Origin of the sequence: Streptomyces sp. NPDC089424 (genome assembly GCF_044749345.1) — a bacterium.
Classification (GTDB): domain Bacteria; phylum Actinomycetota; class Actinomycetes; order Streptomycetales; family Streptomycetaceae; genus Streptomyces.
On the sequence record NZ_JBIVHU010000002.1, the window covers coordinates 1201871 to 1228780 of the forward strand.

Genomic DNA, 26910 nt, shown 5'->3' on the forward strand with positions numbered 1-26910 from the left:
CCTAAGGGGGTTACCGGTGGAGGAACCACTGGGCCCCGACCGCGAGTTGGCGGCCTGGGCCGATGGTGTGCTCGCGCGTATCGACGCGCAACAAGGTATCGACGAGGAACTGCTCGCCGCCCTCGGGCGCGGTCCGAGCCTGCGCGAGGAGACGCTGGCCCGGATGGCCGAGGCCGTGCGGGCGGCGGCCCTCGGCTTCGGACCGGCGGGCTGCGCCACGGCCGCCGGAGTGCCGGAACGGCTGCTGCGCAACTGGCAGGACGGGAACCCGGCGTTCGCCGCGGCGATGTCGGGCGCACGCGCCCTGGCCCGCTCCCACGCGCCCGAGGGCAGCGACGCGGCACGGCCGCCGACCCCCGCCGCGCTGCTCGTGCTGCTCCAGGCGATCCGCTCGGGCGCCCAGCACGCCTCGGCGGCGGCGCTCGCCGGTCTGCCCCGCGCGGCCCTCTACCGGTTGCGCAAGGAACGCCCGAAGGTCGACGCGCTCGTGCTCGCGGCCCGCCGCGCCCGGTCCAGGCGGACCGAGCGGCGCGGCGGTTCGGCCTACGAGCACCGGTACCGGCTCGTCCGCCTCGACGACGCTCCCGCGCATCACCAAGGGGGTAGCCGCGAGCGTCAGATCTGATTAGCCTTACCTAAGTTTTGTGCACTCGGTGCAAGCGCGGTGACCCCCTTCCGGAGGGATGCGTGAGAAGAGCGGACCTGCCGGGACGGCGTGTCCTGTGGGGTGCGGTGGGTGGTCAGCGCCGGGACGTCCTGCTCGGCGCGGTACTGGGCATGGGCCACCAGACCGGCGAGGCCCTGGTGCCGGTGCTCATCGGACTGGCCGTCGAACGCGGCGTCGTGGCCGGTGACGTGGGCGGCCTGCTGCTGTGGCTCGGTGTCCTGGCCGTCGTCTACGTCGGGCTCTCCTACAGCTTCCGCTTCGGCGCCCGGGCCGGGGAACGCGCCGCCGTGACCGCCGCGCACCGCCTCAGGGCCCAACTGGTCGGCCGCGTGCTCGCCCCCGAGGGCGGCGCGCAGGAAGGCCGGTTGCCGGGCGAACTGGCCAACACCGCCACCGAGGACGCCAAGCGGGTCGGCGCCGTCACGATGGCCCTCGTCGTCGGCATCGGCGCCGCCACCGGCCTGGTGGTCGGCGCGGTCGTCCTGCTGCGCATATCCCTCCCGCTCGGCCTGCTCGTCCTGCTGGGCGCGCCGCTGCTGCTGTGGCTGGTGCACCTGCTGAGCAAGCCGCTGGAACGGCGCAGCGAGACCGAGCAGGAACGCGCCGCGAGGGCCTCGGGCGTGGCCGCGGACCTGGTGGCGGGGCTGCGGGTGCTCAAGGGGATCGGCGCCGAACCGGCGGCCGTCGCCCGCTACCGGCGCACCAGCCAGGAGTCGTTGGCCGCCACCCTGCGCGCGGCCCGTGCCGAGGCCTGGCAGAACGGTGTCGTCACCATGCTCACTGGAGCCTTCCTCGCGCTGGTGGCGCTCGTCGGCGGGCGGCTGACCGCCCGCGGCGACATCGGTCTCGGTGAGCTCGTCTCCTCCGTGGCGCTCGCGCTCTTCCTCATCGGCCCGCTCTCCGAGTTCTCCTGGGTCAACGCGGAACTCGCGCAGGGCCGGGCGTCCGCCGCCCGGATCGCCGAGGTGCTCGACGCCGACCGCGCCGTGTCGCCCGGTCCGCCGCCGGACGGCGCCCCACCGGGGCGGACCGCGGGCCGGCTGCGGCTGAGCGGCCTGTCCTACGGCTGCCTGCGCGAGGTGGACCTGGACATCGCCCCCGGCGAGACGGTGGGCGTGGTCACCACCGACCCGGCCGACGCGACGGCGCTGCTGCGCTGCCTGGGCCGCCACGCCGATCCGGCGGACGGGGCCGTGGAACTGGACGGCATCGCCCTGCCCGCGCTGAGCCTCGCGCACGTGCGGGCCGCGATCCTCGTCGCCGAGCACGACGCCGACCTCTTCGAGGGCACGCTCCTCGACAACGTGACGGCCGCGATCACCACCGCCGACGCCGCACCCGTCGCCGCCGCGCTCGCCGCGTCGGGTACCGACGAGGTCGTACGCGCCCTGCCCGAGGGCACCGGGGCGGCCGTCACCGCGCGCGGCCACTCCCTCTCCGGCGGGCAGCGGCAGCGGGTGGCCCTCGCCCGGGCGCTGGCCGCCGACGCGCCGGTGCTCGTGCTCCACGAGCCCACGACGGCCGTCGACGCGGTCACGGAGGCGGGCATCGCCGTCGGGATCAGGGAGGTCCGCGGCGAGCGCACCACCGTCCTGGTGACCAACAGCCCCGCGCTGCTCGCCGTGACCGACCGGGTCGTGCTGATCGAGGACGGCAGGGTCACCGCGACCGGCGCCCACGACCGGCTCGTGCACGAGCGCGCCGCCTACCGGACGGCGGTGCTCGCGTGACCGGACCGCACCAGGGGACAGGGGCTCCTGCGAACGCCGCCCTGCTGCCCGTCGCCACACCGGCCCGGACCAGGGCCGCCGTCGCCGAACTGCTGCGCCCGCAGCGCCGGCTGGCGGCCACCGCGTTCACCGTGATGGTCGTCTCCACCGCCGTCGGGCTGCTCGTGCAGCCGCTGCTGGGCCGGATCGTCGACCTGGCCGCGGGCCGCGGCTCCGTGGACGCCCTCACCACCACCGCGGCCCTTCTGCTCGCGGTGGCCGTGGCGCAGGGCGTGACCGCCGGGTTCGGCCTGTCACTGATCTCCCGGCTGGGTGAGACGACCCTGGCCCGGCTGCGCGAGCGGTTCGTGGAGCGGGCGCTCGGGCTTCCCCTGGAGCGGGTCGAACGGGCCGGTGCCGGCGACCTGACCGCGCGGGTCACCGCCGACGTCTCCCTCATCGCCGAGGCCATCCGCAACGCCCTGCCGGAGCTGGCCCGTTCGCTGCTGACCATCGTCCTGACCCTGGGCGCCCTGGCGCTGCTCGACTGGCGTTTCCTGCTGGCCGCCCTGATCGCGGTGCCGGTGCAGGCGGCCACCGCACGCTGGTACGTCTCCCGCGCCGTCCCGCTCTACGCCGAGCAGCGCAGGGCCGCGAGCGCACAGCAGCAGCAACTGCTCGACACCCTCGCCGGCAGTTCCACCGTGCGCGCGTTCCGGCTGGAGCGGGAGCACACGGAGCGGGTCACGGAGCGGTCCTGGTCGGTGGTGGCGCTGACGATGCGCGGGGTCCAGCTCGTGCTGGGCTTCTACAGCCGGCTGCACGTGGCGGAGTACGCCGGGCTCGCCGCCGTGCTGTTCACCGGCTACTGGCTGGTCCGCGACGGTGCGGCGTCCATCGGCACGGCGACGGCCGCCGCACTGTACTTCCACAGCCTGTTCACCCCGGTCAACGCCGCGCTCGTCCTGCTCGACGACGCCCAGTCGGCGACGGCGAGCCTGTCCCGGCTCGTCGGGGTCACCGACCAGCCCACGCCCCCGGAGGGCACCGCTTCCGTGCGTGCGGGCGGCGTCGACGTCACCGTGCGGGGTCTGCGCCACGCGTACCGGCCGGGGCATCCCGTCCTGCACGACGTCGACCTGACGGTCCGGCACGGTGAGCGGGTGGCCCTGGTCGGTGCGAGCGGCGCCGGCAAGACCACGCTGGCCCGGCTCGTCGCGGGCATCCAGCCGCCCACCGCAGGGACAGTCCTGATCGGCGGTGTGCCCCCGACCGAGCTCGGCGCGGCGGCCACCCGCACGGTCGCCCTGATCACCCAGGAGACCCATGTCTTCGCGGGCCCCCTCGCCGACGACCTGCGCCTGGCCAAACCCGACGCCACCGACGGCGAACTGCGCGCCGCGCTCGACCGGGTGGACGCCCTCACGTGGGCCGAGGCGCTGCCCGACGGCCTGGCGACCGTGGTCGGTGACGGCGGCCACCGGCTCAGCGGCGCGCAGACGCAGGCCCTCGCGCTCGCCCGGCTGATCCTGGCCGATCCGCCCCTGGTCATCCTCGACGAGGCCACCGCCGAGGCGGGCAGTGCCGGGGCGCGTGCGCTGGAGAAGGCGGTCGCACAGGCGGTCGACGGCCGCACCGCGCTGATCGTGGCCCACCGTCTCAGCCAGGCGGCGGCCGCCGACCGTGTCGTCGTCATGGACGCGGGACGGATCGTCGAGAACGGCACGCACGACGAACTCCGCGCCGCCGACGGGCGCTACGCCGCCATCTGGAGGGCGTGGTCGGACACCCGCGACACCGGCACCTGACCCCACGCGCACACCCCGAAACCCCCCGCACCGCCCGGCTCCACAGGAACCCGAACAACGAAGGACCAGCGATGTTCCGCTCCCGCAGAGCACCACGGCTCGCCGCCGCGCTCACCTCCGCCCTCCTGCTCCTGACCGCCACCGCCTGCGGCGGTGACGACTCGGGAGCCGACGACACGGGTGCGAAGGCTCAGCAAGGCGCCTCCGGCGAGTCCGCCTTCCCGGTCTCCGTCGCGCACAAGTACGGCAGTACGACGATCAAGTCCGAGCCCCGGCGGATCGTCACCGTCGGCCTCACCGACCAGGACGCCGTCCTGGCGCTCGGCAAGGTGCCGGTCGGCACCACCGAGTGGCTCGGCGGCTACAAGGGCGCCGTCGGCCCCTGGGCCGAGGACAGGCTCGGCGGCGCCGAGGTGCCGACCGTCCTCAAGGACACCGGCACCGGCCCGCAGGTGGAGAAGATCGCCGCGCTCAGGCCGGACCTGATCCTCGCGGTCTACGGCGGACTCACCAAGGAGCAGTACGAGTCGCTGTCCAAGTTCGCGCCCGTGGTCGCCCAGCCGAAGAAGTACAACGACTACGGCGTGCCGTGGCAGGAGCAGACCGAGACGATCGGCAAGGCGCTCGGCAAGCCGGAGGAGGCCGCCAAGGCGGTCGAGGAGACCGAGGCGCAGATCGCGGCGGCCGTCGAGGAGCACCCCGAGTTCAAGGGCCGCACGGCCGTGATGGCCACGCCGTACGAGGGCATGTTCGTCTTCGGCAGCCAGGACCCGCGCTCGCATCTCCTGACCGACCTCGGCTTCACCCTGCCGCCGGACCTGGACAAGGTGATCGGTGACCAGTTCGGCGCGAACATCAGCAAGGAGCGCACCGACCTGCTCGACCAGGACGCCCTCGTGTGGCAGGTCACGGACGTGACCAAGGACGCCGGCAAACTGCACAAGGACGCCTCCTACAAGGACCTGAACGTGGTCAAGGAGGGCCGCGAGGTCTACGTGAGCGAGACCAGCGACTACGGCAACGCGCTGTCCATGGGCACCGTTCTGGGCCTGCGGTACGTGGTCGAGCGGCTGGTCCCGCAGCTGGCGGCGGCCGTCGACGGCAAGACCGACACGAAGGTGGAACAGCCCGCGTCCTGAACCGGCGCGGCTGTGGGCACGACTGTGGGGCGGTCCCCGGGGACCGCCCCACAGTCGTGTTCAGCTGTCCATGGCCTCGGCCAGGCTGCGCGGCCTCATATCCGTCCAGTGGGTCTCGACGTGGTCCAGGCAGGACTGCCGGTCCGCGGGCCCGTGCACCACCCGCCAGCCGGCCGGCACGTCGACGAAGTCCGGCCAGAGGCTGTGCTGGTTCTCGTCGTTGACCAGCACCAGGAAGACGCCCTCGGGGTCCTCGAACGGATTGCTCATGTTCTTCCTCTCCTCATGGTTCACGACCGTGTGTTCCGCTCCGCCCACGCGACGAGCCCTTCCAGTGCCCTGAACCAGGTCTCGGCCAGGTCCTGGACCGTCTCGCGCGGCAGCAGTCCTTCCAGGTAGGACCAGTGGGCGGCCAGCACCGGCCCGTCCGCCCGGTCCTCGGTGACCACGTTGATGCTCAGCGCGTGGCCTTCGCGCATGGCGCCCTCGGGGCCGATGTCGGCCGCGTCCTCCTCCGGCGCGTACGACCAGTCCGTCTCCTCGGGGATGCCGAACCGCCCGAGGTAGTTGAACTCGATCCGGGCCGCCTCTCGGCCGGCGAGCACCTCACGGGTCCGGGGGTTGAGGTGCCGCAGCATGCCGTGCCCGATGCCGCCCGCGGGCAGCGCGGCCAGGTGCTCCCGCACCCGTCGCAGGGCCTCCCCCGCCGCCGGGCCGCCCGCGAAGGCGTCGGCCGGATCGACCGGGCCGGGGTCGAGGCGGACCGGGAAGACACTGGTGAACCAGCCGACCGTACGGGAGAGGTCGATGTCCTCGCCGCCCAGTTCCTCGGCGCGGCCGTGGCCTTCGAGGTCGACCAGGACGGAGGTGTCCGAGCCGCCGTCGCGCCGCCGCCGGTCGGCGAAGGCCAGGGCGAGTCCGGCCAGCAGCACGTCATTGACCCCGGCCCCGAGGGTGGCGGGCACCGTGGACAGCAGCGGCCCGGTGTGCTCGGCGGGCATCCGCAGGACGACCTCCCGCTGGGTGGCGGTCGTGTCGCGGTCCGGGTCCAGCGCGCGGACGAGCGGGAAGGGTTCCGTGCCGCCGTCCGACACGGCCGTCCACAGCGGCAGTTCCGCCTCCCTGGCCGGGTCCTGGGCCAGCTCGGTCAGCAGCCGCGACCAGCGGGCGAAGGACGTCTCGACGGGGGCGAGCCGCGCCGGCCGGCCGGCGGCGACGTGCTGCCAGGCGGTGGCCAGGTCGGGCAGGAGCACCCGCCAGGAGACGCCGTCCACCACCAGGTGGTGGGCCATCAGCAGCAGCCGTCCCGGGGCGTCGCCCGCGTCGAACCACACCGCCCTGACCATGGCGCCGGCGTCCGGGTCGAGCAGCGCCCGCGCCGCGTGCGCCTGGTCCCGTACGGTCGCGGAGAGCACCTCGGCGGTAAGGCCCGTCACGTCCACGCGGTCGATCCATCCGGCGGCGTCGACCGCGCCGGCCGGCGGCACGTGCAGCGACCAGTCCTCCAGGGCGTCCGGCGCGGGCCGCACCAGTCTCGCCCTCAGCAGGTCGTGCCGGTCGGCCAGCGCCTGGAGCACGGCGGTGAGACCGGGCAGGTCCAGAGCCGCGGGGGTGCGCACGAGCGCCGCCTGGTGGTAGGTGGCGAAGGGGCCGCCCAGTTCGCGCAGCCAGTGCATCACCGGGGTGAGCGGCACGGTTCCGGTGCCGTCGTCCACCGGGCGGGAGCCGGTCTCGCCGGCGGCCTCGGCGACGGTGCCGAGCGCGGCGACCGTGCGGTGCCGGAAGACCTGCCGGGGAGTGATGCGCAGGCCCGCGGCGCGGGCGCGGCCGACGAGCTGCATCGCGACGATGCTGTCGCCGCCGAGGGCGAAGAAGTCGTCGTCCACGCCGACCTGTTCCAGCCCCAGCACCTCGCCGACGACCGTGCAGAGCAGCTCCTCCACTTCGGTCGCGGGCGCGCGGCCGGAGGACAGGGCGGAGAAGTCCGGGGCGGGCAGGGCGGCGCGGTCGAGCTTGCCGTTGGCCAGGTGCGGGAACCGCTCCAGCGTGACCACGGCCGCCGGCACCATGTGGTCCGGGAGCCGGGCGGCGACATGGCCGCGCAGTGTCCCCGGGTCCGGGTCGGCGCCCGGGGCCGGGACGACGTAGGCCACCAGGAGCTTGCGCGGGCCCTCCTGCCGTACCGTCACCAGCGCCTGTGCGACGGCGGGGTGGGCGGTGAGCGTGGACTCGATCTCGGCCGGTTCGATGCGGAAGCCGCGGATCTTGACCTGGTCGTCGGCGCGGCCGAGGTAGTCGAGGCGCCCGTCGGCGGTCCAGCGGGCCAGGTCGCCGGTGCGGTAGAGCCGCCCGCCGGGCGCGCCGAAGGGGTCGGCCACGAACCGCTCGGCCGTGAGTCCCGGTGCGCCGAGGTAGCCCCGGGCGAGGCCGCCGCCCGCCAGGTACAGCTCGCCCGTGACGCCGGGCGGCACCGGCTGGAGCAGCCGGTCCAGCACATGGGCGCGGGTGCCGGCCACCGGCCGTCCCACGAGGGGGCGTTCGCTGTCACGGACCCGCGCGACCAGGGCGTCCACGGTGGACTCCGTCGGCCCGTACAGGTTGAAGGCCTCGGTGCCGCGCAGCGCGGCGAGCCGCTGCCACAGCGCCCCCGGTACGGCCTCGCCGCCCACGCCGACGACGGCGAGGGGACAGTCGTCCCCGGTCAGCAGACCGCTGTCGGCCATCTGCGCGAAGAAGGACGGGGTGACCTCCAGGAAGTCGAACCGGTGCTCGGCGACGGCCGCCGCGAGCAGTTCGGGGTCGCGCCGGACCTCCTCGGACACCACGTGCACGCAGTGCCCGTCGAGCAGCCACAGCTGCGGCTGCCAGGAGGCGTCGAAGAAGAAGGACCAGGCGTGACCCGCCCGCAGGTGCCGGCGCCCGGTGGCCTCGGTGGCGGGCCGGTACAGCGTCTCGCGGTGGCTGTGGAAGAGGTGACCGAGGGTCTCGTGGGTGACGACGACCCCCTTCGGCCGGCCGGTGGAGCCGGAGGTGTAGATGACGTACGCCGGGTGGCGGGGCGTCAGCGGGGCGGTCCGGTCGGCGTCCGTGAGGCCGGACGCGTCCTGTGCCGCGATCCGCTCGGCCGTGCCGGGCTCGTCGAGGACGAGGGGCTCGGTGCCGGGCGGCAGGGTGGCGGCGAGGGCGCGGGTGGTGAGCGTCAGGACCGGGCGGGCGTCACCGAGGACGTCGGCCGTGCGTTCCCCGGGCGCGTCCGGGTCGAGCGGCAGGTAGGCGGCTCCCGCCTTGTGCACCGCGAGCACGGCCGTCAGGAAGTGCGCGGTGCGCGGCAGGGCGAGGGCGACGTACCGCTCGGGGCCCGCGCCGTGCCGGACCAGGAGGCGGGCCAGCCTGTTGGCCCGCGCGTCGAGCTCGGCAAAGGCGAGCTCGACGCCGTCGGAGGCGGCGGCGGGAAGGTCAGGGTACCGGCGCACCGCCTCCTCGAACAGCGCGGGCACGGTGGTCGGCGCGGCGCCGAGGGGACGGCCGTGCCAGCCGCCGCGCAGCCGCGTCTCCTCCTCGGGATCGAGGATGCCGACGCGTGCGAGCGCGACGTCCGGGTCCGCGGTGACGGCCCGCAGGACGCGCCGCAGCCGGTCCGCGAAGGACTGCGCGGTCGCGTGGTCGAACAGTTCGGCGCTGTACTCCAGCACGCCGTCGACGCCTTGGCCGTCGGAGCGCTCCACGAAGTCGAAGGACAGGTCGAACTTCGCCGTCGTCTGCGCCACGTCGTCCCGGTGGGCCCGCAGGCCGGGCAGCCCGGCGTCGTCGCCGCCGGACGCGAGGTACACCACCATCACCTGGAACAGCGGGTGCCGGGCCAGGGACCGGGTGGGGTTGAGCACCTCCACCAGCCGCTCGAAGGGCACGTCCTGGTGGTCGAAGGCGGCGAGGTCGGCCTCCCGTACCCGGGCGAGCAGCTCCCGGAAGGAGGGGTCCCCGGAGGTGTCGGTGCGCAGCACCAGGGTGTTGAGGAAGAACCCGACCAGGTCCTCCAGGGCCGCGTCGGTGCGGCCGGAGATGGGGCTGCCGATGGGGATGTCGTGGCCCGCCCCCAGCCGGGTGAGCAGGGTGGCCACGGCGGCCTGGAGGACCATGAACACGCTGACGCCGTTGTCGCGCGCCAACCGGTGCAGTCCCGCGGCCAGTTCGGCGTCCAGCGACAGGTCGGCGGAGCCGCCCCGGTAGCTCGCCTCCAGGGGACGGGGCCGGTCGACGGGCAGCGCCAGTTCCTCGGGCAGCCCGGCCAGCGCCCGGCGCCAGTGGGCGACCTGCCGCGCGGCGAGGCTTCGGGGGTCCTTCTCGTCGCCGAGGACGTCACGCTGCCACAGCGTGTAGTCGGCGTACTGGACGGGCAGCGGCTCCCACTCGGGGGCCCGTCCGGCCGTACGGGCCGCGTAGGCGAGGGCCAGGTCCCGGTTGAGGGGCGCCTCGGACCACTCGTCACCGGCGATGTGGTGCAGCAGCAGGAGCAGGGTCCAGTCCCGCTCGCCGGTGCGGAACACATGGACGCGCAAGGGCGGTTCGCTCTCCAGCCGGAAGCCGTGCGCGCCGGCCCGCTCCAGCAGGCCCGGCAGCTGTTCCTCGGTCACGTCCTCCACCTGGAAGGGGATCCGGACCTCGGCCGGATCCAGCACTTGCTGGAAGGCCCGGCCCTCCTCGTCGGGGAAGACCGTGCGCAGCGTCTCGTGCCGTGTCACCAGGTCGTGCACCGCGGCGCGCAGCGCCTCCACGTCCAGGGCGCCGGACAGCCGCCACGCGGCGGGGATGTTGTACGTCGCGGAGGGGCCCTCCACCTGGTACAGCACCCACAGGCGCCGCTGGGCGGAGGAGAGCGGCAGGCGTTCGGGTCGCGGCCGGACGGTCAGGGCGGGGCGGCCGGTGTCCCGTTCGTCCGTGAGGCGTTCCGCGAGCCGGGCCACGGTGGGCGCGTCGAAGACCGTGCGCAGCGACACCTCGGTGCCGAGCACCGCCCGGATCCGGGCGGTCAGCCGCATGGCCAGCAGCGAGTGGCCGCCCAGGGCGAAGAAGTCGTCGTCGATGCCGACCTCGGGGACGTCGAGGACCGCGGCGAACGCCTCGCAGAGCAGGTCCTCGCGGGGGGTGCGGGGCCGGCGTCCCGAGCTGAGCGCGGCGAAGTCCGGCGCGGGCAGCGCCTTCTCGTCGAGCTTCCCGGAGACGGTGCGCGGCAGGGCGGTGACGCGGACGAAGGCGGCCGGGACCATGTGCGCGGGCAGCGTGGCGGCGACGTGGGCGCGCAGGTGCGACGGGTCGGGTTCGCGGTCGCCGGCCGCGCGGACGTAGGCGACCAGCCTGCGTACGCCCGGCGTGTCCTCCCGGACGACGACGGCGGCGGTGGCCACGTCGGGGTGTTCGGCGAGCCGTGCCTCGATCTCGCCGAGTTCGATGCGGAATCCGCGCAGCTTGACCTGGCTGTCGGCGCGGCCGAGGAACTCCAGCGTGCCGTCCCGGCGGCGCCGGGCGAGGTCGCCGGTGCGGTACATGCGGCTGCCCGGCGCGCCGAAGGGGTCGGCCACGAACCGTTCGGCGGTCATGCCGGGCCGGTTCAGGTAGCCGCGGGCAAGCCCTTCGCCGGCCAGGTGGAGTTCACCCGTGACGCCGACGGGGACGGGCCGCAGCGCGTCGTCGAGGACATGGGCGCGGATGTTGCCTACCGGGGCCGCCCAGGGGCCGGACGCGCCGTCGTGCCAGCCGTAGGCGTCGACGGCGCACTCGGTGGGCCCGTACAGGTCGTGGACCTGGACGCCGGGCAGCGCGCGCAGTCGCTCCCACAGCGCCGCCGGGGTCGCCTCGCCGCCCACCGTGATGACGCCGGGGACGTGGCCGCCGGGGGCGAGGAAGCCGTGGTGGACCAGTTCGCGCAGATAGGTCGGGGTGACGTCGAGGTAGTCGATCCGCTCCCGGCCGAGGTAGGCCAGCAGCGCGGCCGGGTCGGCCATGGTGGCCTCGTCGGTCACGTGCAGTTCGTGGCCTGCCAGCAGCCAGAGCAGCGGCTCCCAGCTGCCGTCGAAGCTGAACGACGCGGCGTGCGCGGCCCGCAGGCCCGTACGGCCGGCCGCCCGCTCGGCGGGGGCGACGACGTCCTCGCGCTGCACGGCGTAGAGGTTGCTCAGGCCCCGGTGGGTGCCGACGACACCCTTGGGCCGGCCGGTGGAGCCGGAGGTGAAGATGACGTAGGCGGCGTGCGACGGGGCGGGTGCCACGGGGGCGAGGGGCTCGCCGTCCGCGGCGGGAGCGGCCTCGTCGAGCAGCACGGGCACGCAGTCCCGCGGCAGCCGGGGCGCGAGGGCGGCCGTGGTGAGGACGCACAGGGACGCGGTGTCCCGCAGCATGAACTCCAGCCGCTCGGCGGGATACTCGGGATCCAGGGGCAGGCAGGCGGCGCCCGCCTTGAGCACGCCGAGGAGGGCCGGGACCATCAGGTGCCGGGGCAGGGCCAGCCCGACGACCGTCTCGGGGCCAGCGCCCCGGTGCCGCAGCAGCCGGGCCACCGCGTCCACCCGTGCCGCCAGTTCGCGGAAGCTGAGCCGTACGTTCCCGGCGACGAGCGCCGGCGCGTCGGGCCGGGCCCGGACGACGTCGTCCAGGATCTCCGGCACGGAGCGCGGCTCCAGCGGCCTCGCGGTGTCGTTCCACACGGTGGTGGTGGCCGACTCCTCCTCGGCCGTCAGCACGCTCAGCGAGCCCACCGGCCGGGCCGGGTCCCGCGCGACCTGCTCCAGCAGGCTCACCAGCCGCTGGACGAGCCCGGCGGCGGTGTCCGCGTCGGTGAGGTCGGTGGCGTACTCCAGCAGCAGCGCCATGTCGTGTCCGGCGCCGTGGTCGACGAAGGTGAAGTCCAGGTCGAACTTGGCCATGCCGGTGTCCATGGCGAACCACTCGGTGGGCAGTCCGAACAGGTCGGGGTCGCCGTCGGGCCGGTGGTGGTAGCCGAGCATCACCTGGAACAGCGGGTTGCGGTCGGCGACGCGGGCCGGGTTGACGGCCTCGACCACCCGGTCGAACGGCACGTCCTGGTGCTCGAAGGCGGTGAGCGCGGCCTCCCGTACCCGGCCGAGGAGTTCGGTGAACGTCGGGTCGCCGGACAGGTCCGTGCGCAGGACGAGGGTGTTGACGAAGAAGCCGACCAGGTCGTCCACCGCACTGTCGGTGCGTCCCGCGATCGGCGCGCCGAGCGGGATGTCGTCCCCGGCTCCCATCCGGTGCAGCAGGGCCGCCGTCGCCGCCTGGAACAGCATGAACATGCTGACCTGATGTCCGGCGGCCAGTTCCCGCAGCGCGGCCCCCGTCGCGTCCGGCAGGGAGCGGCGCACGGTGGCGCCCCGGCCCGTGGTGCGGGCCGCGCCGGGGCGGTCCAGCGGCAGCGGGATCTCCTCGGGCAGGTCGCGCAGGGTCCGCGTCCAGTAGGCGAGTTGTCCGTCGCCGACCTCGGCGAGCAGGCGCTCCTGCCACAGCGTGTAGTCGGCGTACTGGACCGGCAGGGGCGCCGGGTCCGGCCGCTCGCCGGCGGCGCGGGCCGCGTAGGCGCGGTTCAGGTCGGCCAGGAACGGCCGGTCCGACCATTCGTCGGTGGTGATGTGGTGCAGCACCACCGCCACCACGTGGTCCTCGGCTCCCAGCCGCAGGACCTCGGCCCGGACGGGGAGTTCGGTGCCCAGGTCGAAGGGGCGGCGCTGGGCCGCCTCGATCCGCGCGGCGAGTTCCTCCTCGGCGCAGTCGGTCACCCGGACGTGGGGCTCGGCCGCGCCGGGCGGCGCGATCCACTGGTACGGCTCGCCGTCCTCGCTCACGAACCGGGTGCGCAGCGCCTCATGACGGTCGGTCACCTCGCGCAGCGCGGCCCGCAGGGCGTCGGTGTCGAGTGCTCCGCGCACCCGGACGACCAGCGGGAAGTTGTAGGCGACGCCGCCGCCGGTGATCCGCTCCACCAGCCACAGCCGCCGCTGGGCCGCCGACAGCGGTATGCGTGCGGGCCGCTCGGCCGCGGGTACGGCGCGCAGCACCGGACGGGCGGGCCGTCCCGCCTCGGCGCGCAGCGCGAGCGCCTCGGGCGTCGGTGCCTCGAACAGGTCCCGGATCGCGAGCTCCGCGCCGAGTTCGGTGCGGGCCCGGCTGATCAGGCGGGTGGCGAGCAGCGAATGGCCGCCCAGGTCGAAGAAGTTGTCCTCCGCGCCGGTGCGCGGCAGCCCCAGCACCTCGGCGAAGAGACGGCACAGCACCTCCTCGGCGGGCGTGCGCGGCCCGCGGCCCTGCGACAGGGCCACGGCGGGCTCGGCGTCCGGCAGCGCCCGCACGTCCAGCTTGCCGTTGTCGTTCATCGGCAGCCGGGGCAGCACCACGAAGGCGGCGGGGACCATGTAGCCGGGCAGCCGCTGCCCCAGGTCCTCGCGCAGCCGGCGGACGAGCGCGCCGTCGCCGCGGGCGGCGGTGGGGGTGTTGGCGTAGGGGGCGGTGCCCCGGTCGGGGCGGGGGCGGTGCAGTCCCCAGGTACGCCGGGGCCGGGAACCGCGCACGAAGACGGCGTCGAAGTGGCCCGGTTCGTCCGACCAGGTCGTCAGGACCCGGTAACCGCGGGACTCCCCCAGCCACCGCAGCCGCTCGGGCTCCTCGCCCGCCGGAACGGGGACGGGGCGTCCGGCGTCCATCGCCCGTGTCGCCGCGAGGTCGTCGACCGTACGGGCGTCGGGGACGCGGCGGACCCGGAGCAGGTCCACGCCGTCCAGGCGGGCGGTGAGGTCGCCGGTACCGGCCCAGTCCAGCGCCGGGGCGTCGTCGAGGCGCAGGGCGTCCTCGCCCTCGTACAGCACCACGTCGTAGCGGTAGCGGGTCAGTTCGTTGTGGTGCCGGCCGGCCTTGGTGCGCAGTTCGGTGCCGAGGCCGAGGGTGCTGAACCAGTCGGGGTCGACGAGGAGTTCCTTCTCCAGGGCGAGGCCGCGCTCCACGGCCCGGCGCAGCGTCTCCCGGTCGGTGTCCGTGCCCGCGCGGGCGAGCTGGATGCCGGTCTGGAAGACCCGCGCCTGCCGCAGGTCACGCACGTCGCCGAGGAACAGGGCGCCGCCCGGCGCGAGCAGGTCCATGGCACCGCGGATCACCTTGTGCAGGTGGTCCAGGCTCGGGAAGTACTGCACGACGGAGTTGATGACGACCGTGTCGAAGTACCCGGTCGGCAGGCCGTCGGTCACCTCGGCGGCCTGGCAGCGCAGTTCGACCTTGCGCGCCAGCTCGGGGTCGGCCTCCAGGTCCTGGCCGATCTTGCGGATCACCGGCGCCGCGAAGTCGGTGGCCCAGTAGGCCTCCGCGTCGGGGGCGAGCCGCGACAGCAGCAGTCCGGAGCCGACGCCGATCTCCAGGACGCGTCGCGGCCGCAGCTCGCGGATGCGCTCCACGGTGGCCTCGCGCCACTCGCGCATGTGCTCCACGGGGATGGGCGCGCCGTCGTAGGAGCTGTCCCAGCCCGCGAAGTCCTCGGTGAAGACGGCCGTGCCGATCTCGCTGTACTCGGCGGAGTAGATCTCCCGCCACTCGCCGATCTGGGCCCGCTCGGCCGTGTCGACCGCCTCGGCGTCGGGTTCCGCCGGGACGACGTAGCCCACGAGCCGCTTGGTGCCCGGGGCGGCGGTGTCGTCGCGGGCCACGACCGCGGCCTGGGACACCTCGGGGTGCTGGGCGAGCGCCGTCTCGATCTCGCCGAGTTCCACGCGGTGACCGCGGATCTTGACCTGGTCGTCGGTGCGGCCGAGGAAGTCGAGGTTGCCGTCCGGGCCGCGCCGCACCAGGTCGCCGGTGCGGTACATGCGCTCGCCGGGCCGCCCGTACGGGTCGGCCACGAAGCGCTCGGCCGTCAGGCCCGGCCGGTCGAGGTAGCCGCGGGCCAGGCCCACGCCGGCGATGTACAGCTCACCCGCCACGCCGTCCGGCACCGGGCGCAGCCAGGCGTCGAGGATGCGGGCCCGGGTGGCGCGGATCGGGCGGCCCACGGTGGGGGTGGCGCTGTCGTGGGTACCGCCGCCGAGCGTGTTGATGGTGTACTCGGTGGGTCCGTACAGGTTGTAGCCGTAGGTCCCCTCGGTGTCCCGCAGGGCGTTCCACACCGTCTCGGTCACGGCCTCGCCGCCGAGCAGCACCAGCGGCGGCCGGTGGCCCTCCAGCAGGCCCTCCTCGATGAGGAGATGGGCGTAGGTGGGCGTCACGTTCACGACGTCGACGCGGTGTTCCTCGCAGTACGCCACCAGCGCGGTGGCGTCACGGCGCAGTTCCTCGTCGCAGATGTGCACCTCGTGTCCTTCGACGAGCCACAGCAGCTCCTCCCAGGACATGTCGAACGCGAACGACACGGTGTGCGCGATGCGCAGCCGGCGCCCGCCCGCCGAGGCGATCGCCGGGGCGAAGATCTCCTTCTGGTGGTTGAGCTGCATGTTCGTCAGGCCGACGTACGGCGTGACCACACCCTTGGGGCGGCCGGTGGATCCGGAGGTGTAGATGACGTACGCGGGGTGGTCGAGGCTGAAGGTGACGTCCACGGCGTCGGCGGGCAGACCCGTGAGCTCGGACGCCACCTCCGGGTCGTCGAGCAGGACGCGCGGGGTGTCGCCGGTGAGGGTCCGTGACACCGCCTCGGTGGACAGCAGGAGCAGGGGGCGGGCGTCGGCCAGCATCAGCGACAGCCGCTCGGCCGGGTGGTCCAGCTCCAGCGGCAGGTACGCGGCCCCGGTGCGCAGCACCGCGAACAGCGCGACCACCATGTCGATCGACCGGGGCAGGCCCAGCGCGACGACCTTCTCGGGGGCCGCGCCGCGCGCGAGGAGCAGCCTGGCCATGCGGTTGCAGCGGGCGTCGAGTTCGGCGTACGTGACGGTCTGGGCGCCGAAGACGAGGGCGGTCGCGTCGGGGGTGCGGGCGGCCTGGGCGGCGAGCATGTCCGCGACGGTCTCGTGCGGCACCGGCTGCCGGTTCCCGGACTCCTCGCGGGCCAGCGCCTCGGCCTCGGCGGGCAGCAGCGGGTCGAGCGAGCCGACGGGCGCCGACGGATCGGCGGCCAGGCGGCCGACCAGGAGCACGAACCGGTCGAGCAGGCCGCGCGCGTACCCGTCGTCCAGCAGGTCCGGGCGGTAGGCGAGGGTGACCCGGACCCGCTCGCCCGGGGTGACGACCAGGTTGGCCGGGTAGTGGGTGGCGTCCACGTTGGCGACGGCGCTCGCCCCGTGCCGGTCGCGCAGTTCGGCCAGGCGCTCGTCGGTGTCGGCGTTGCGCAGCACGAACAGCGTGTCGAACAGGCGCCGGTGGCCCGTCTCGGCCTGGAGGACGCCGAGGCCCAGGTACTCGAACGGCATCAGCGCGAGGCGCTCGCCCTGGACGCGGCGCAGCAGGTCGAGGACCGGCTCGCGCGGGTCGAAGGCGAGGCGGGCGGGCACGGTGTTGAGGAACATGCCGATGACGTTCTCGACGTCCGGGACCTCGCTGGGACGTCCGGCGACGGTCGTGCCGAACGCGACGTCGGTGCGGCCCGTGACGGCTGCCAGAGCGAGGCCCCAGGCCGCGTTGAGGACCGTGTTCAGGGTGAGGCCGTGCCGGCGGGCGGTGTCGCGCAGCCGGTCGGCCACCTCGGGGGCGAGGACGGCGTCGAGCTGCTCGGGGATCACCGGCTCCAGCCCTCGGTCGGAGACCGCGGGGACCAGCAGCGTGGGCTCCTCGAACCCGGCGAGGGCGGTCCGCCAGGCGCGCGTGGCCTCGGCGTCGTCCTGGCGCTCCAGCCAGGTCAGGTAGTCGCGGTAGGAGCCGGGCCGGTCGAGGCCCTCGGGGTCTCCCCCGTTCTCGTAGAGGGCGAACAGCTGGTCCAGGAACAGCCAGGCCGACCAGCCGTCCCACAGGATCAGGTGGCGTCCGATCACCAGGCGGTCGCCGCGGCCGTCCCCGAGCCGCACGAGCAGCATGCGGAACAGCAGCGGGCTGGTCAGGTCGAAACGGCGCGAGCGCTCCTCGTCCATCAACTCGCGCATCCGGGTGTCCTGTTCGGCCGTCTCCAGCCCGGAGAGGTCGACCTCGGTGAGCGGGATCTGCGCGTCGCGGACGATGAACTGCACCGGCTGGGGCAGGCCTTCGCTGGTGAAGCCGGCCCGCAGGCTGGGGTTGCGGGAGAGCAGGGTGCGGGTGGCGGCCACCAGCCGTGTCGTGTCGACCCGTTCGGCGAAGTCGAAGGACTCGTGGACGGTGTAGACGTCCAGGACTCCGTCGTCGTAGGTGGAGTGGAAGAACAGGCCTTCCTGGAGCGGCGCGAGCGGCCACACGTCCTCGACGCGGCCGGGGGCGAGCCGCTCCACGCGGGCGCGTTCCTCCTCGGTGAGGACGAACGCCGGCGCCGACGCGGTGGGTTCGGCCCGCTCGTCCACGGTGGCGGCCGCGGCGAGGGCGGCCGGGGTGCGGTGCTCGAAGACGTCGCGCGGGCCGATCGCCAGACCGGCTCGGCGGGCGCGGCTGGAGACGGCGATGGAGGTGATGCTGTCGCCGCCGAGCAGGAAGAAGTCGTCGTCCACGCCGGCGTCGGGGAGCTTCAGCACGGCCGCGAAGATCTCCGTGAGGAGCTGCTCACGCGGATCGCGGGGTGCGCGGGCGACGGCCCGTACGGCCTGCGGGACGGGCAGCGCGGCCCGGTCCAGCTTGCCGCTCGGGGTCAGCGGCAGCGCGTCGAGCGGGACGTAGGCGCCGGGGACCATCGGGGCGGGCAGGGCGGCGGCCAGGGCCGCACGAAGCGCCGTGGCGTCGACGTCGGCGGCGGCCGACGGCACGACGTAGGCGACGAGCGCGTCGTCCCGTACGGTCACGGCGGTCTGCGCCACCTCGGGCAGCCGTGTCAGCGCGGCCTCGATCTCGCCGAGTTCGATGCGGTTGCCGCGCAGTTTGACCTGCCGGTCGGTGCGGCCCAGGTACTCCACCACGCCGTCCGCGCGGCGCCGTACGAGGTCGCCGGTGCGGTACATGCGGGTGCCGGGCGGACCGTAGGGGTCGGCGGTGAACCGCTCCGCGGTCAGCGCCGGGCGGCCGTGGTAGCCGCGCGCCAGCTGCACACCCGTCAGGTACAGCTCGCCCGGGACTCCGTCGGGTACGGGCCGCAGGCACCGGTCGAGCACCCGCAGCCCGGTGTTCCACACCGGCCGCCCGATGGGCACGGTCGTGCCCGTGTCCCCGTCGTACGGATGGTGGGTGACGTCGACGGCTGCCTCGGTCGGGCCGTACAGGTTGTGCAGGGGTACGCCGGTGAGCGCGTGCCAGCGGCGCGCGGCGGCCGTGGGCAGCGCCTCGCCGCTGCTCAGCACGCGGCGCAGGGACGCGGCCCAGGCGGGGTCGGCGGTGACGTCGTCCGACTGGAGGAACGCCTCCAGCATGGAGGGCACGAAGTGCAGGGTGGTGACGGACCGCTCGCGCACGAGCGCGGCGAGGTAGGCCGGGTCGCGGTGGCCGTCGGGCCGGGCGAGGACGACCACCGCGCCTTCGAGGAGCGGCCAGAAGAACTCCCACACGGACACGTCGAAGCTGGACGGCGTCTTCTGCAGCACCCGGTCGTCGGCGCGCAGGCCGTAGGCGCCCTGCATCCACGCCAGCCGGTTGACGACGGCGCGGTGGGTGACGACCACGCCCTTGGGCAGGCCGGTCGAGCCGGAGGTGTAGATGAGGTAGGCGGGGTCGCCGGGGCGGGCGGCCCGCCCGGTGACGGGACCGTCCTTTGTCGCCGGGGCGTCGAGCAGCAGGGCAGGCGGTGCCTGCCGGGGCAGCCGGCCGGCGGACGCGGACAGCGTGACCACCGTCGTGGCGCCGGAGTCGGCGAGCATGTGGGCCACCCGGTCGGCCGGGTAGTCGAGGTCCACCGGCAGATAGGCGGCGCCCGACTTGAGCACGCCGAGCAGGGCGACCATCAGCTCCGCCGAGCGCGGGAGCGCGACCGCGACGAACGTGCCGGGGCGCGCGCCGCGGGCCCGCAGCCGGGCCGCCAGCGCCTCGGCGCGTGCGTCGAGTTCGGCGTAGGTCAGCCGTTCGTCCTCGAACAGGACGGCGGTCGCCTCGGGGGTGCGGGCGGCCTGCGCGGCGAACGCCTCGGCCAGCGTGGTGTCCGGGACGGGGCGCTCCTCGCCGGCCGGGTGGGCGCGCAGCGCCTCGTCGGGCGTGAGCAGTTCGACGGAGGCGGCGGGACGCGCCGGGTCCTCGGCGATCGCCTCCAGGATGCGCACCAGCCGGTCGCCGAGCGCGCGCACGGTGTCGGCGTCCAGCCGTTCCGTGTGGTGCTTGAGCCGCAGGTCGAGCCTGCGGCCGGGCTTGACGACGAGGGCGAGCGGATAGTGGACGGCGTCGTGGAACGCGTCGCCGGTGATCCGGACGGTGCCGGAGGCGTCCCGCAGGTCCGTCTCGGCGGGGTAGTTCTCGAACACCACGAGGGTGTCGAAGAGTTCGCCCCCGCCCGCGTGCCCGGCCAGCCGCTGGATCTCGGCGAGTCCGAGGTGCTGGTGGTCGAGGAGGCGGGCCTGCTCCTCCTGGAGGCGGACCAGCAGATCCCCGAGCGGCTGCCCCGGCGCCCAGCGGAACCGGGTGGGCAGGGTGTTGATGAACAGGCCCACCATGGTGGCGATGCCGTCGACCTCGCTGTCCCGGCCGGAGACCGTGGTGCCGAAGACCACGTCGTCCCGGCCGGTGAGCCTGCCCAGCAGCAGTCCCCAGGCGGCCTGGACCACGGTGCCGAGGGTGACGCCGTGGGCGCGGGCCCGTTCGGTGAGGCGGGCGGTGGTCGACTCGGGCAGCTCCACCCGGACGTGCGCGGGCCGCACCGGCGCTCCCGTCCCGGGCGCGTCCACGAGCCGGGTGGGCTCGTCGAGCCCGGCCAGGGCGGTGCGCCAGGCCTCGCCCGCGGCGTCGCGGTCCTGCTCCGCGAGACGCCGCAGGAAGGCGCGGTACGGGGTGACGTCGGCGAGGGGCGGCGCGTCCTCGCCGTAGCAGGCCATCAGCTCGCGGTGCAGCACCGGCAGGGACCAGCCGTCGGCCACGATGTGGTGGAACGTCAGGACCAGCCGGCTGCGCCGGGCGCCCAGCCGGACCAGCGCGCAGCGCAGCAGCGGCGGCGTGGCCAGGTCGAAGCCCCGGGAGCGCTCGTCCTCGGCCACCGCGTCACCCAGCGCCTCGCGGACCTCGCCGTCCTGTGCCGACAGGTCGATCTCCCGCCACGGCAGTGCGGCGTGCTGGGTGATGATCTGCACGGGGGTGCCGTCCGCTCGCTGGCGGAACGCGGCCCGCAAGGGCGCGTGCCGGTCCAGCAGGCGCTGTGCGGCGCGGCGCAGGGTCTCGCCGTCGACCGGCCCGGCCAGGTCGAGCACCTGCTGCACCACGTAGGCGTCGCCGTCCGGGCCGCCGCTCTGCGCGTGGAAGAAGAAGCCCTGCTGGAGCGGGGTGAGCGGAAGCAGCTCCGCGACGGGCAGCGGCCGCGTGCCCTGGATCTCGGCGAGTTCGGCCGCGTCCGCCTCGACCAGCGGGTGGTCGGAGGTGTGCTCGTGGGTGCGGGCGACGGCGGCCTTCGCGAGGGCCTCGGCCGTGCGGCGCCGGAACACGTCGCGGGTGGTGAGACGCAGCCCCGCCTCCCGCGCCCGGACCAGCAGCTGGATGGCGGTGATGCTGTCGCCGCCGAGGGCGAGGAAGTCGTCCTCGGCCGTCACGGAGTCCAGCCCCAGCACCCCGGCGTACAGCCCGCAGAGCAGCTTCTCGCGCGCGGTGCGCGGGGGGCGGCCGGAACTCATCGCGGAACGGTCCGGGACGGGCAGCGCCTTGGCGTCGATCTTGCCGCTGGGGGTGACCGGCAGGGTGTGCAGCGGGACGAAGGCCGACGGGACCATGTACTCGGGCAGCCACTCGGCGGCGTGCGCGCGCAGGTCCCGCATCAGGGCGCCGACGTCGCGGAAGGGGGCGGGGCGGTTGGCGTGCGGGTGGGCCGCCGCGGTGCGGTACGGCCCGGTCAGCGGGCCGTCGAGGCCGAGGAGCACGTCGAACGCGCCGTCGTCGGCGGCGCCGTTCCAGGTGAGGGCCACCCCGTAGCCGTGCTCGGCGGCGAGGCGGTCGACGTCCTCGGGGTCGGCGCCGGGTGCCGCCTCCTGGCCGCTGCCCTCCAGCCTTCGCAGGTCCGCCAGGTCGTCGGCGAGCCGTGCGTTGGGCACACCGGTGACCCGCAGCCGGCCCGGCCGCGATGCCAGCAGTGCGGCCAGGCCGGTGAGGCCGCCGACGGCGGCCCAGTGCACCTCGCGCTCGTCCGGCACGGGCGCCACGGCCGTCGCGGGGCGCAGGACGACGTCGTACCGGTAGCGGCTCAGCTCGTTGTGGTGGGCGGCGCGCTTGATGCGGATGTCGGCGTCGAAGCCGTCGAGCGCGGCGAAGAAGTCGGGGTCGAGGAGGAGTTCGTTCTCCCAGCGCACCGACTGTTCGACGGCCGCGCGCAGGGCGCTCTTGTCCGTCTCCTCGGCACCCGCCGCACGCCGGGTCTCGACCGCGGCGCGCAGGGTGCGCAGCAGCCGCAGGTTGCGGATGTCGCCGACGAAGACGCGTCCGCCCGGCGCGAGCAGCCCCGAGATCCGGGTCAGCACATCGCGCAGGTACTCGGCGCTCGGGAAGTACTGGGCGACGGAGTTGAGGACGACGGTGTCGAAGTACCCGGTGGGCAGGGCGTCGGTGTCGTGGGCGGCGAGGGCGCGCAGTTCGACCTTGGCGGCGAGTTCGGGGGCGGCGGCCACCTGGGCGCGCAGGGCCTCGATCGCCTGCTCGGAGAGGTCGGTGCCCCAGTAGGACGCGCATTCCGGGGCGAGACGGGACAGGATCAGGCCGCTGCCGACGCCGATCTCCAGCACGCGGCCGGTGGCGCCGAGTCCGCGGATGCGCTCGACGGTCGCGTCCCGCCACTCGCGCATCTCCTCGACGGGGATCGGCCGCCCGTCGTACATGCTGTTCCAGCCCGCGAAGTTCTCGCGGAAGCCGCCCGCGCCCTCGCGGGAGCCCTCGGACCCGGCGGCGCCGTACAGGAGTTCGTGCAGCTGCTTCCAGTCCTCGACCCGCGCGTCCCGGTCGGCGTCGCGCGGCCCGTCCAGTGCGGGCACGACGTACGCGGCGAGCCGCCGGTCGCCGGAGCGGTCCTCGCGCGCTACCACGGTGACCTGGTCGACGGCCGGATGGCCGCGCAGCACGGACTCGATCTCGCCGGGCTCGATGCGGAAGCCGCGGATCTTGACCTGGGCGTCGGCGCGGCCGAGGAACTCCAGTCGGCCGTCCGCCTTCCAGCGGACCAGGTCACCGGTGCGGTAGAGGCGTTCGCCGGGCGCTCCGAAGGGGTCGGCGACGAACCGCTCGGCGGTCAGGTCGGGCCGGCCCAGATAACCGCGCGCGAGGCCGGCTCCGCCGAGGTACAGCTCGCCCGTGACCCCGGCGGGAACCGGCCGCAGGAAGGCGTCGAGGACGTACGCGCGCGTGCCGGGGTCGGGGACGCCGATCGGCACGATGGAGCCGGCCGGGATGTCCGGATCGCACAGTCCGAGGGTGGAGTTGGTGGTGGCCTCCGTCGGCCCGTACGCGTTGAACATCATCCGTCCGCGCGCGTAGCGCCCCACCAGCTCGGGCGAGACCCGCTCGGTGCCCGCCAGCAGCGTCGCGGCGGCCGGGAGCCGCACGTCGTCGGGCATGGCGGCGAGCAGCGCGGGCGGCAGGATCATGAAGGTGATGCCGTGGGCGTTCGCGTAGTCGGCGAGCGGTGCGCCGGGCACCCGCCGTTCGGCCGGTACGACGACCAGCCGCCCGCCGGAGAGCAGCCCGAGGCACAGGTCCCAGAAGGCCACGTCGAAGCTGGGCGAGGCGAACTGGAGCACCCGGCTGTGCGGTCCGATGCCGAACCGCTCGCTCTGGGTGGCGACGAGCTTCGCGACGCCGCTGTGGGCGAGCACGACGCCCTTGGGGCGGCCGGTCGAGCCGGAGGTGTAGATGACGTAGGCGGCGTTCAGCAGGGAGAGGGGCACGGCGGGGTCGTGGGGGGCGTGCCCGGCCAACTCGGCGGCGATGGCGGGCGTGTCGAGGGCGAGCAGGGTCATGCCCTCGCGCTCGGGCAGTTCTCGCGCGCTCTCCTCGGTGGTCACGAGGCAGACCGGTGCGGCGTCGCCGAGCATGTAGGCGACGCGGTCCACCGGGTAGTCGTGGTCGATCGGCAGGTAGGCGGCGCCCGACTTGAGGACGGCGACCTCGGCGACGATCAGGTCCGTGGAGCGCGGCAGGGCCAGCGCGACGATGCGTTCGGGGCCGGCGCCGCGCGCGATCAGGGCGTGGGCGAGTCGGTTCGCCCTGGCGTCCAGCTCGGCGTAGGTGAGGTGCTCGTCCTCGAAGACCAGGGCGACGGCGTCGGGACGCGTCCGTACCTGCTCGGCGAACATCGCGGGCCAGGTCAGCGGCGGCACCGTGTGCTCGGTGGCGTTCCATTCGGCGACGACCTGGCGCACCTCGTCCGGATCCATCAGGTCCAGCCGGGCGACGGGGGTCCCGGGGCGGGCGAGCGCGTCGCGGAGCAGGACACGGTAGTGGCCGAGCAGCCGCTCGACGGTGGTGCCGTCGAACAGACGCGGGTCGTACGTCGCCCGCGCGAGGCCTTCGCGCACCTCCAGCACCACGTCGGCGGGGCCGGGCAGGTCGTCGGCGGGGCGGGCGGCGGTCGCGAACGCGGTGTTGAAGAACAGGCCGCCGCCGCGCGTCGGGCGGGGGCGCAGTTCGTCGACGAGGAGTTCGGCGGGCACCCGGTGGGCCTCGGCGCCCTCCCAGGCCTCCGTCACGCGGCGCACGAGTTCCCCGAAGCTGGGCTCGTGGTCGAGGGACACCCGCACCGGCAGTCCGTCGTGGCCGACGGTCAGGTCGGGCGCGCCGGTGTAGCGGTGCAGCAGGGCGACGAACGCCGCGAGCCGCACGGCGTCCGGGGCGTCGGGGACGCCGGCCAGTGTGCGGGTCTCCCGCTTCGCCTCCGGCTCCGCCGGATGGGGGCGGTCGGTGGGCAGGGATGTCTCCAGCGGGAGCGGGGTGAGTATCCGCCGCCAGTACGCCAGCACTTCTTCGGAACCGCACACAGCAGCGTGCCTCCCCAGCGGGTCTGTCCCGGCCCTGGGCCGGGGGTCGGCGACATACTAAGGTAAGGGTTACCTTATTCACAGGGTCAGCACCTGGATCGCCCAGGGGTGGGATGCCGGGCCGTCTCGTCCTACGCTTGGCTAAGGCAAGCCTCATCAAAGGAAGTTCACGTGGGGACCTCAGCGGTCCGGGCGGCGAAAGGCCCCCGCGCAGTTGCACTGCTCGCGCTCTGTGGCGTCGCGCTCCTCGCGCTGTGCGCCCTCTCCATGGCGTACGGCGCGCTCGCCGTACCCCTCGACCAGGTCTGGGACACGCTCACCGGGGACGCGCCCAACTCCCGCATCGAGAACGTGATCTGGTCAGTACGTCTCCCCCGCACCGCCCTCGGCCTCGCCACCGGCGCGGCGCTCGGCCTGTCGGGAGCCCTGATGCAGGCCCTCACCCGCAACCCGCTGGCCGACCCCGGCATCCTGGGCGTCAGCGCGGGCGCCGCCTTCGCCGTCGTGGTGTCCGTCGGCGTCCTGGGGATCGGGACGGTCCACGGCTACATCTGGTTCGCCTTCGCCGGCGCGCTGGTGGCCAGCGTGCTGGTCTACCTCCTGGGCGGACTGGGGCGGTCGGGATCCACGCCGGTCAAACTGGCCCTGGCCGGCGTGGCCGTGACGTCCCTGCTGTTCTCCCTGACCAGCGCGGTGGCACTGACCGACCCGGACGCCCTCAACCGCTACCGCTTCTGGTCCGCGGGCTCGCTCGCCGACCAGAACGACGAAGTCCTGCTGCGCGTCCTGCCGTTCCTCGTGGTCGGCGGCGTCCTCGCCCTCGCCTGCGCCCCCGCGCTCAACAGCCTCGCCCTCGGCGACGACGTCGCCAAGTCGCTGGGGCTCAAGCTGGGCACGGTCCGCGTCTGCGGGGTGGTGGCGGTCACGCTGCTCACCGGCGGGGCGGTCGCCGTGATCGGCCCGGTCGTCTTCGTCGGCCTGGTCGTGCCGCACATCGCGCGCGTCCTGACCCAGTACGCCGGCATCGGCCCGGACCACCGCTGGCTGCTGCCCCTTTCGGCGGTGCTCGCCCCCTGCCTGCTGCTGGCGGCGGACATCACCGGCCGGCTGATCGCCCGCCCGGTCGAGATCCAGGCCGGCATCCTGGTCGCCTTCATCGGAGGCCCGTTCTTCATCGCCCTGGTCCGCCGCCGGCGCCTCGCGGAGCTGTGAGCCATGGCGTCGCCGCCGAGTCCCTGGGCCGCACCGCACCGGCACGCCGGGCAGACCCCCGCCGAACCCCCGCACGAAGGTGTGAGCGCATGACGACCGAACTCGTGCCCGGAGCCGGACGAGGGGAAGTGGCGGACCGGGTCCCCGTCCCCCGCTCCCCCGGCCGCCTCCCGTTCCGGCTCGGTGTCCCGCCCGTCTCCGGAGTGCTGCGGCCCCGGCTGGCGGCCGTCTGCCTGGTCCTCGCCTGCTGCGCCTTCCTCGCGTTCTGCGTGGAGACCGCGGTAGGCGACATCGGCCTTCCGCTCCCCGACGTGATGCGGGCCCTGTTCGGCGGGGGCGATCCGGGCACCCGCTTGATCGTCCACGAACTGCGCCTGCCGCGCGCCCTGGCGGGCCTGCTGGTCGGCATCGCGTTCGGCATCTCGGGCGCCCTGCTGCAGACCATGACGCTCAACCCGCTCGCCAGCCCCGACATGATGGGCGTCACGCAGGGCGCCGGCGCGGCGGTGGTCGCCGGCATCGTCCTCGGCTGGGACGGCGGCGCGGGGACCCAGGTCCTCGGCCTGATCGGCGCGTTGACGGCCGCGCTGCTGGTCTACGTCCTGGCGTGGAGCCGCGGCACCACCGGCTACCGGATCGTCCTCGTCGGCGTCGGGATCGCCTGGATCTGCACCAGCGCCACCGACTACCTCATGGCGCACGGCAGCCGGTTCCAGGCGCAGGCGTCGCTCGGCTGGCTGGTCGGCAACCTCAACGGCCGCACCTGGGGCCAGATCGGCCCGCTCGCCGTGACCATGGCCGTCCTGGTGCCGGCGGCCCTGCTGCTGGGCCGGCAGATGCGGATCCTGCAACTGGGCGACGACGTCGCCCGGGGCCTGGGCACCCGCGTCCAGACCGTGCGGGTGGCCGTGCTGCTCATCTCCGTCGGTCTGGTGGCCTTCGGCACGGCGACCGCCGGTCCGGTCGCGTTCGTGGCGCTCGCCGCGCCCCAGGTCGCCCAGCGCCTGGCCGGCACCTCCGTCCCGCCGCCCGTGGCCGCCGGGCTGACCGGCGCCGTGATGGTGCTCGTGTCCGACCTGATCGCCCGGAAGCTGATCCCGGACACGGAGCTCCCGGTCGGGATCGTCACGGGCGTCCTGGGCGCCCCCGTACTGCTGTGGCTGCTCGTCCGCGCCAACCGCGCCGGTTCAGGAGGCTGAAGAC

General features: G+C 74.7%; 8 protein-coding genes. 6 read left to right on the forward strand and 2 right to left on the reverse strand.

The features are described from left to right. Positions 1–16: 16 nt before the first annotated feature. The 4 genes from ACIP2X_RS13030 (at position 17) to ACIP2X_RS13045 (ending at position 5323) form a co-directional block, all read left to right on the forward strand. Positions 17–625, forward strand: a complete 609-nt coding sequence (locus ACIP2X_RS13030) for a hypothetical protein (protein WP_401671339.1) — start codon at positions 17–19, stop codon at positions 623–625. Between the two features lie 62 nt (positions 626–687). Then, entirely contained in the window at positions 688–2397 is a 1710-nt protein-coding gene (locus tag ACIP2X_RS13035) for an ABC transporter transmembrane domain-containing protein (protein ID WP_401671341.1), read from the forward strand. Positions 2398–2531: 134 nt separating this feature from the next. Next, positions 2532–4184, forward strand: a complete 1653-nt coding sequence (locus tag ACIP2X_RS13040; RefSeq protein WP_401672345.1) for an ABC transporter ATP-binding protein — start codon at positions 2532–2534, stop codon at positions 4182–4184. A 71-nt stretch (positions 4185–4255) separates the two neighbouring features. Further along, on the forward strand, positions 4256–5323 hold the full coding sequence (locus ACIP2X_RS13045; protein WP_401671344.1) for an iron-siderophore ABC transporter substrate-binding protein: 1068 nt from the start codon (positions 4256–4258) through the stop codon (positions 5321–5323). A gap of 60 nt (positions 5324–5383) precedes the next feature. On the opposite strand, the gene ACIP2X_RS13050 is transcribed toward ACIP2X_RS13045, so the two are convergent. Then, entirely contained in the window at positions 5384–5593 is a 210-nt protein-coding gene (locus ACIP2X_RS13050; protein WP_399894323.1) for an MbtH family protein, read from the reverse strand. 20 nt (positions 5594–5613) lie between these two features. Next, positions 5614–24495: an amino acid adenylation domain-containing protein gene (locus ACIP2X_RS13055; RefSeq protein ID WP_401671346.1), complete on the reverse strand. Its 18882-nt coding sequence runs from the start codon at positions 24493–24495 to the stop codon at positions 5614–5616. A gap of 171 nt (positions 24496–24666) precedes the next feature. Here ACIP2X_RS13055 and ACIP2X_RS13060 point away from each other — a divergent pair, with 171 nt between their 5' ends. Both ACIP2X_RS13060 and ACIP2X_RS13065 read left to right on the forward strand, forming a co-directional pair. Continuing rightward, entirely contained in the window at positions 24667–25707 is a 1041-nt protein-coding gene (locus tag ACIP2X_RS13060) for a FecCD family ABC transporter permease (protein WP_401671349.1), read from the forward strand. A gap of 89 nt (positions 25708–25796) precedes the next feature. Then, entirely contained in the window at positions 25797–26906 is a 1110-nt protein-coding gene (locus ACIP2X_RS13065; protein WP_401671351.1) for a FecCD family ABC transporter permease, read from the forward strand. Positions 26907–26910: the final 4 nt, after the last annotated feature.

Bases quoted from the DNA above. Each gene is read 5' to 3' on its own strand.
- ACIP2X_RS13040 (WP_401672345.1), top strand. From the start codon at position 2,532: ATGGTCGTCTCCACCGCCGTCGGGCTGCTCGTGCAGCCGCTGCTGGGC.
- ACIP2X_RS13045 (WP_401671344.1), top strand. From the start codon at position 4,256: ATGTTCCGCTCCCGCAGAGCACCACGGCTCGCCGCCGCGCTCACCTCC.
- ACIP2X_RS13050 (WP_399894323.1), bottom strand. From the start codon at position 5,593: ATGAGCAATCCGTTCGAGGACCCCGAGGGCGTCTTCCTGGTGCTGGTC.
- ACIP2X_RS13065 (WP_401671351.1), top strand. From the start codon at position 25,797: ATGACGACCGAACTCGTGCCCGGAGCCGGACGAGGGGAAGTGGCGGAC.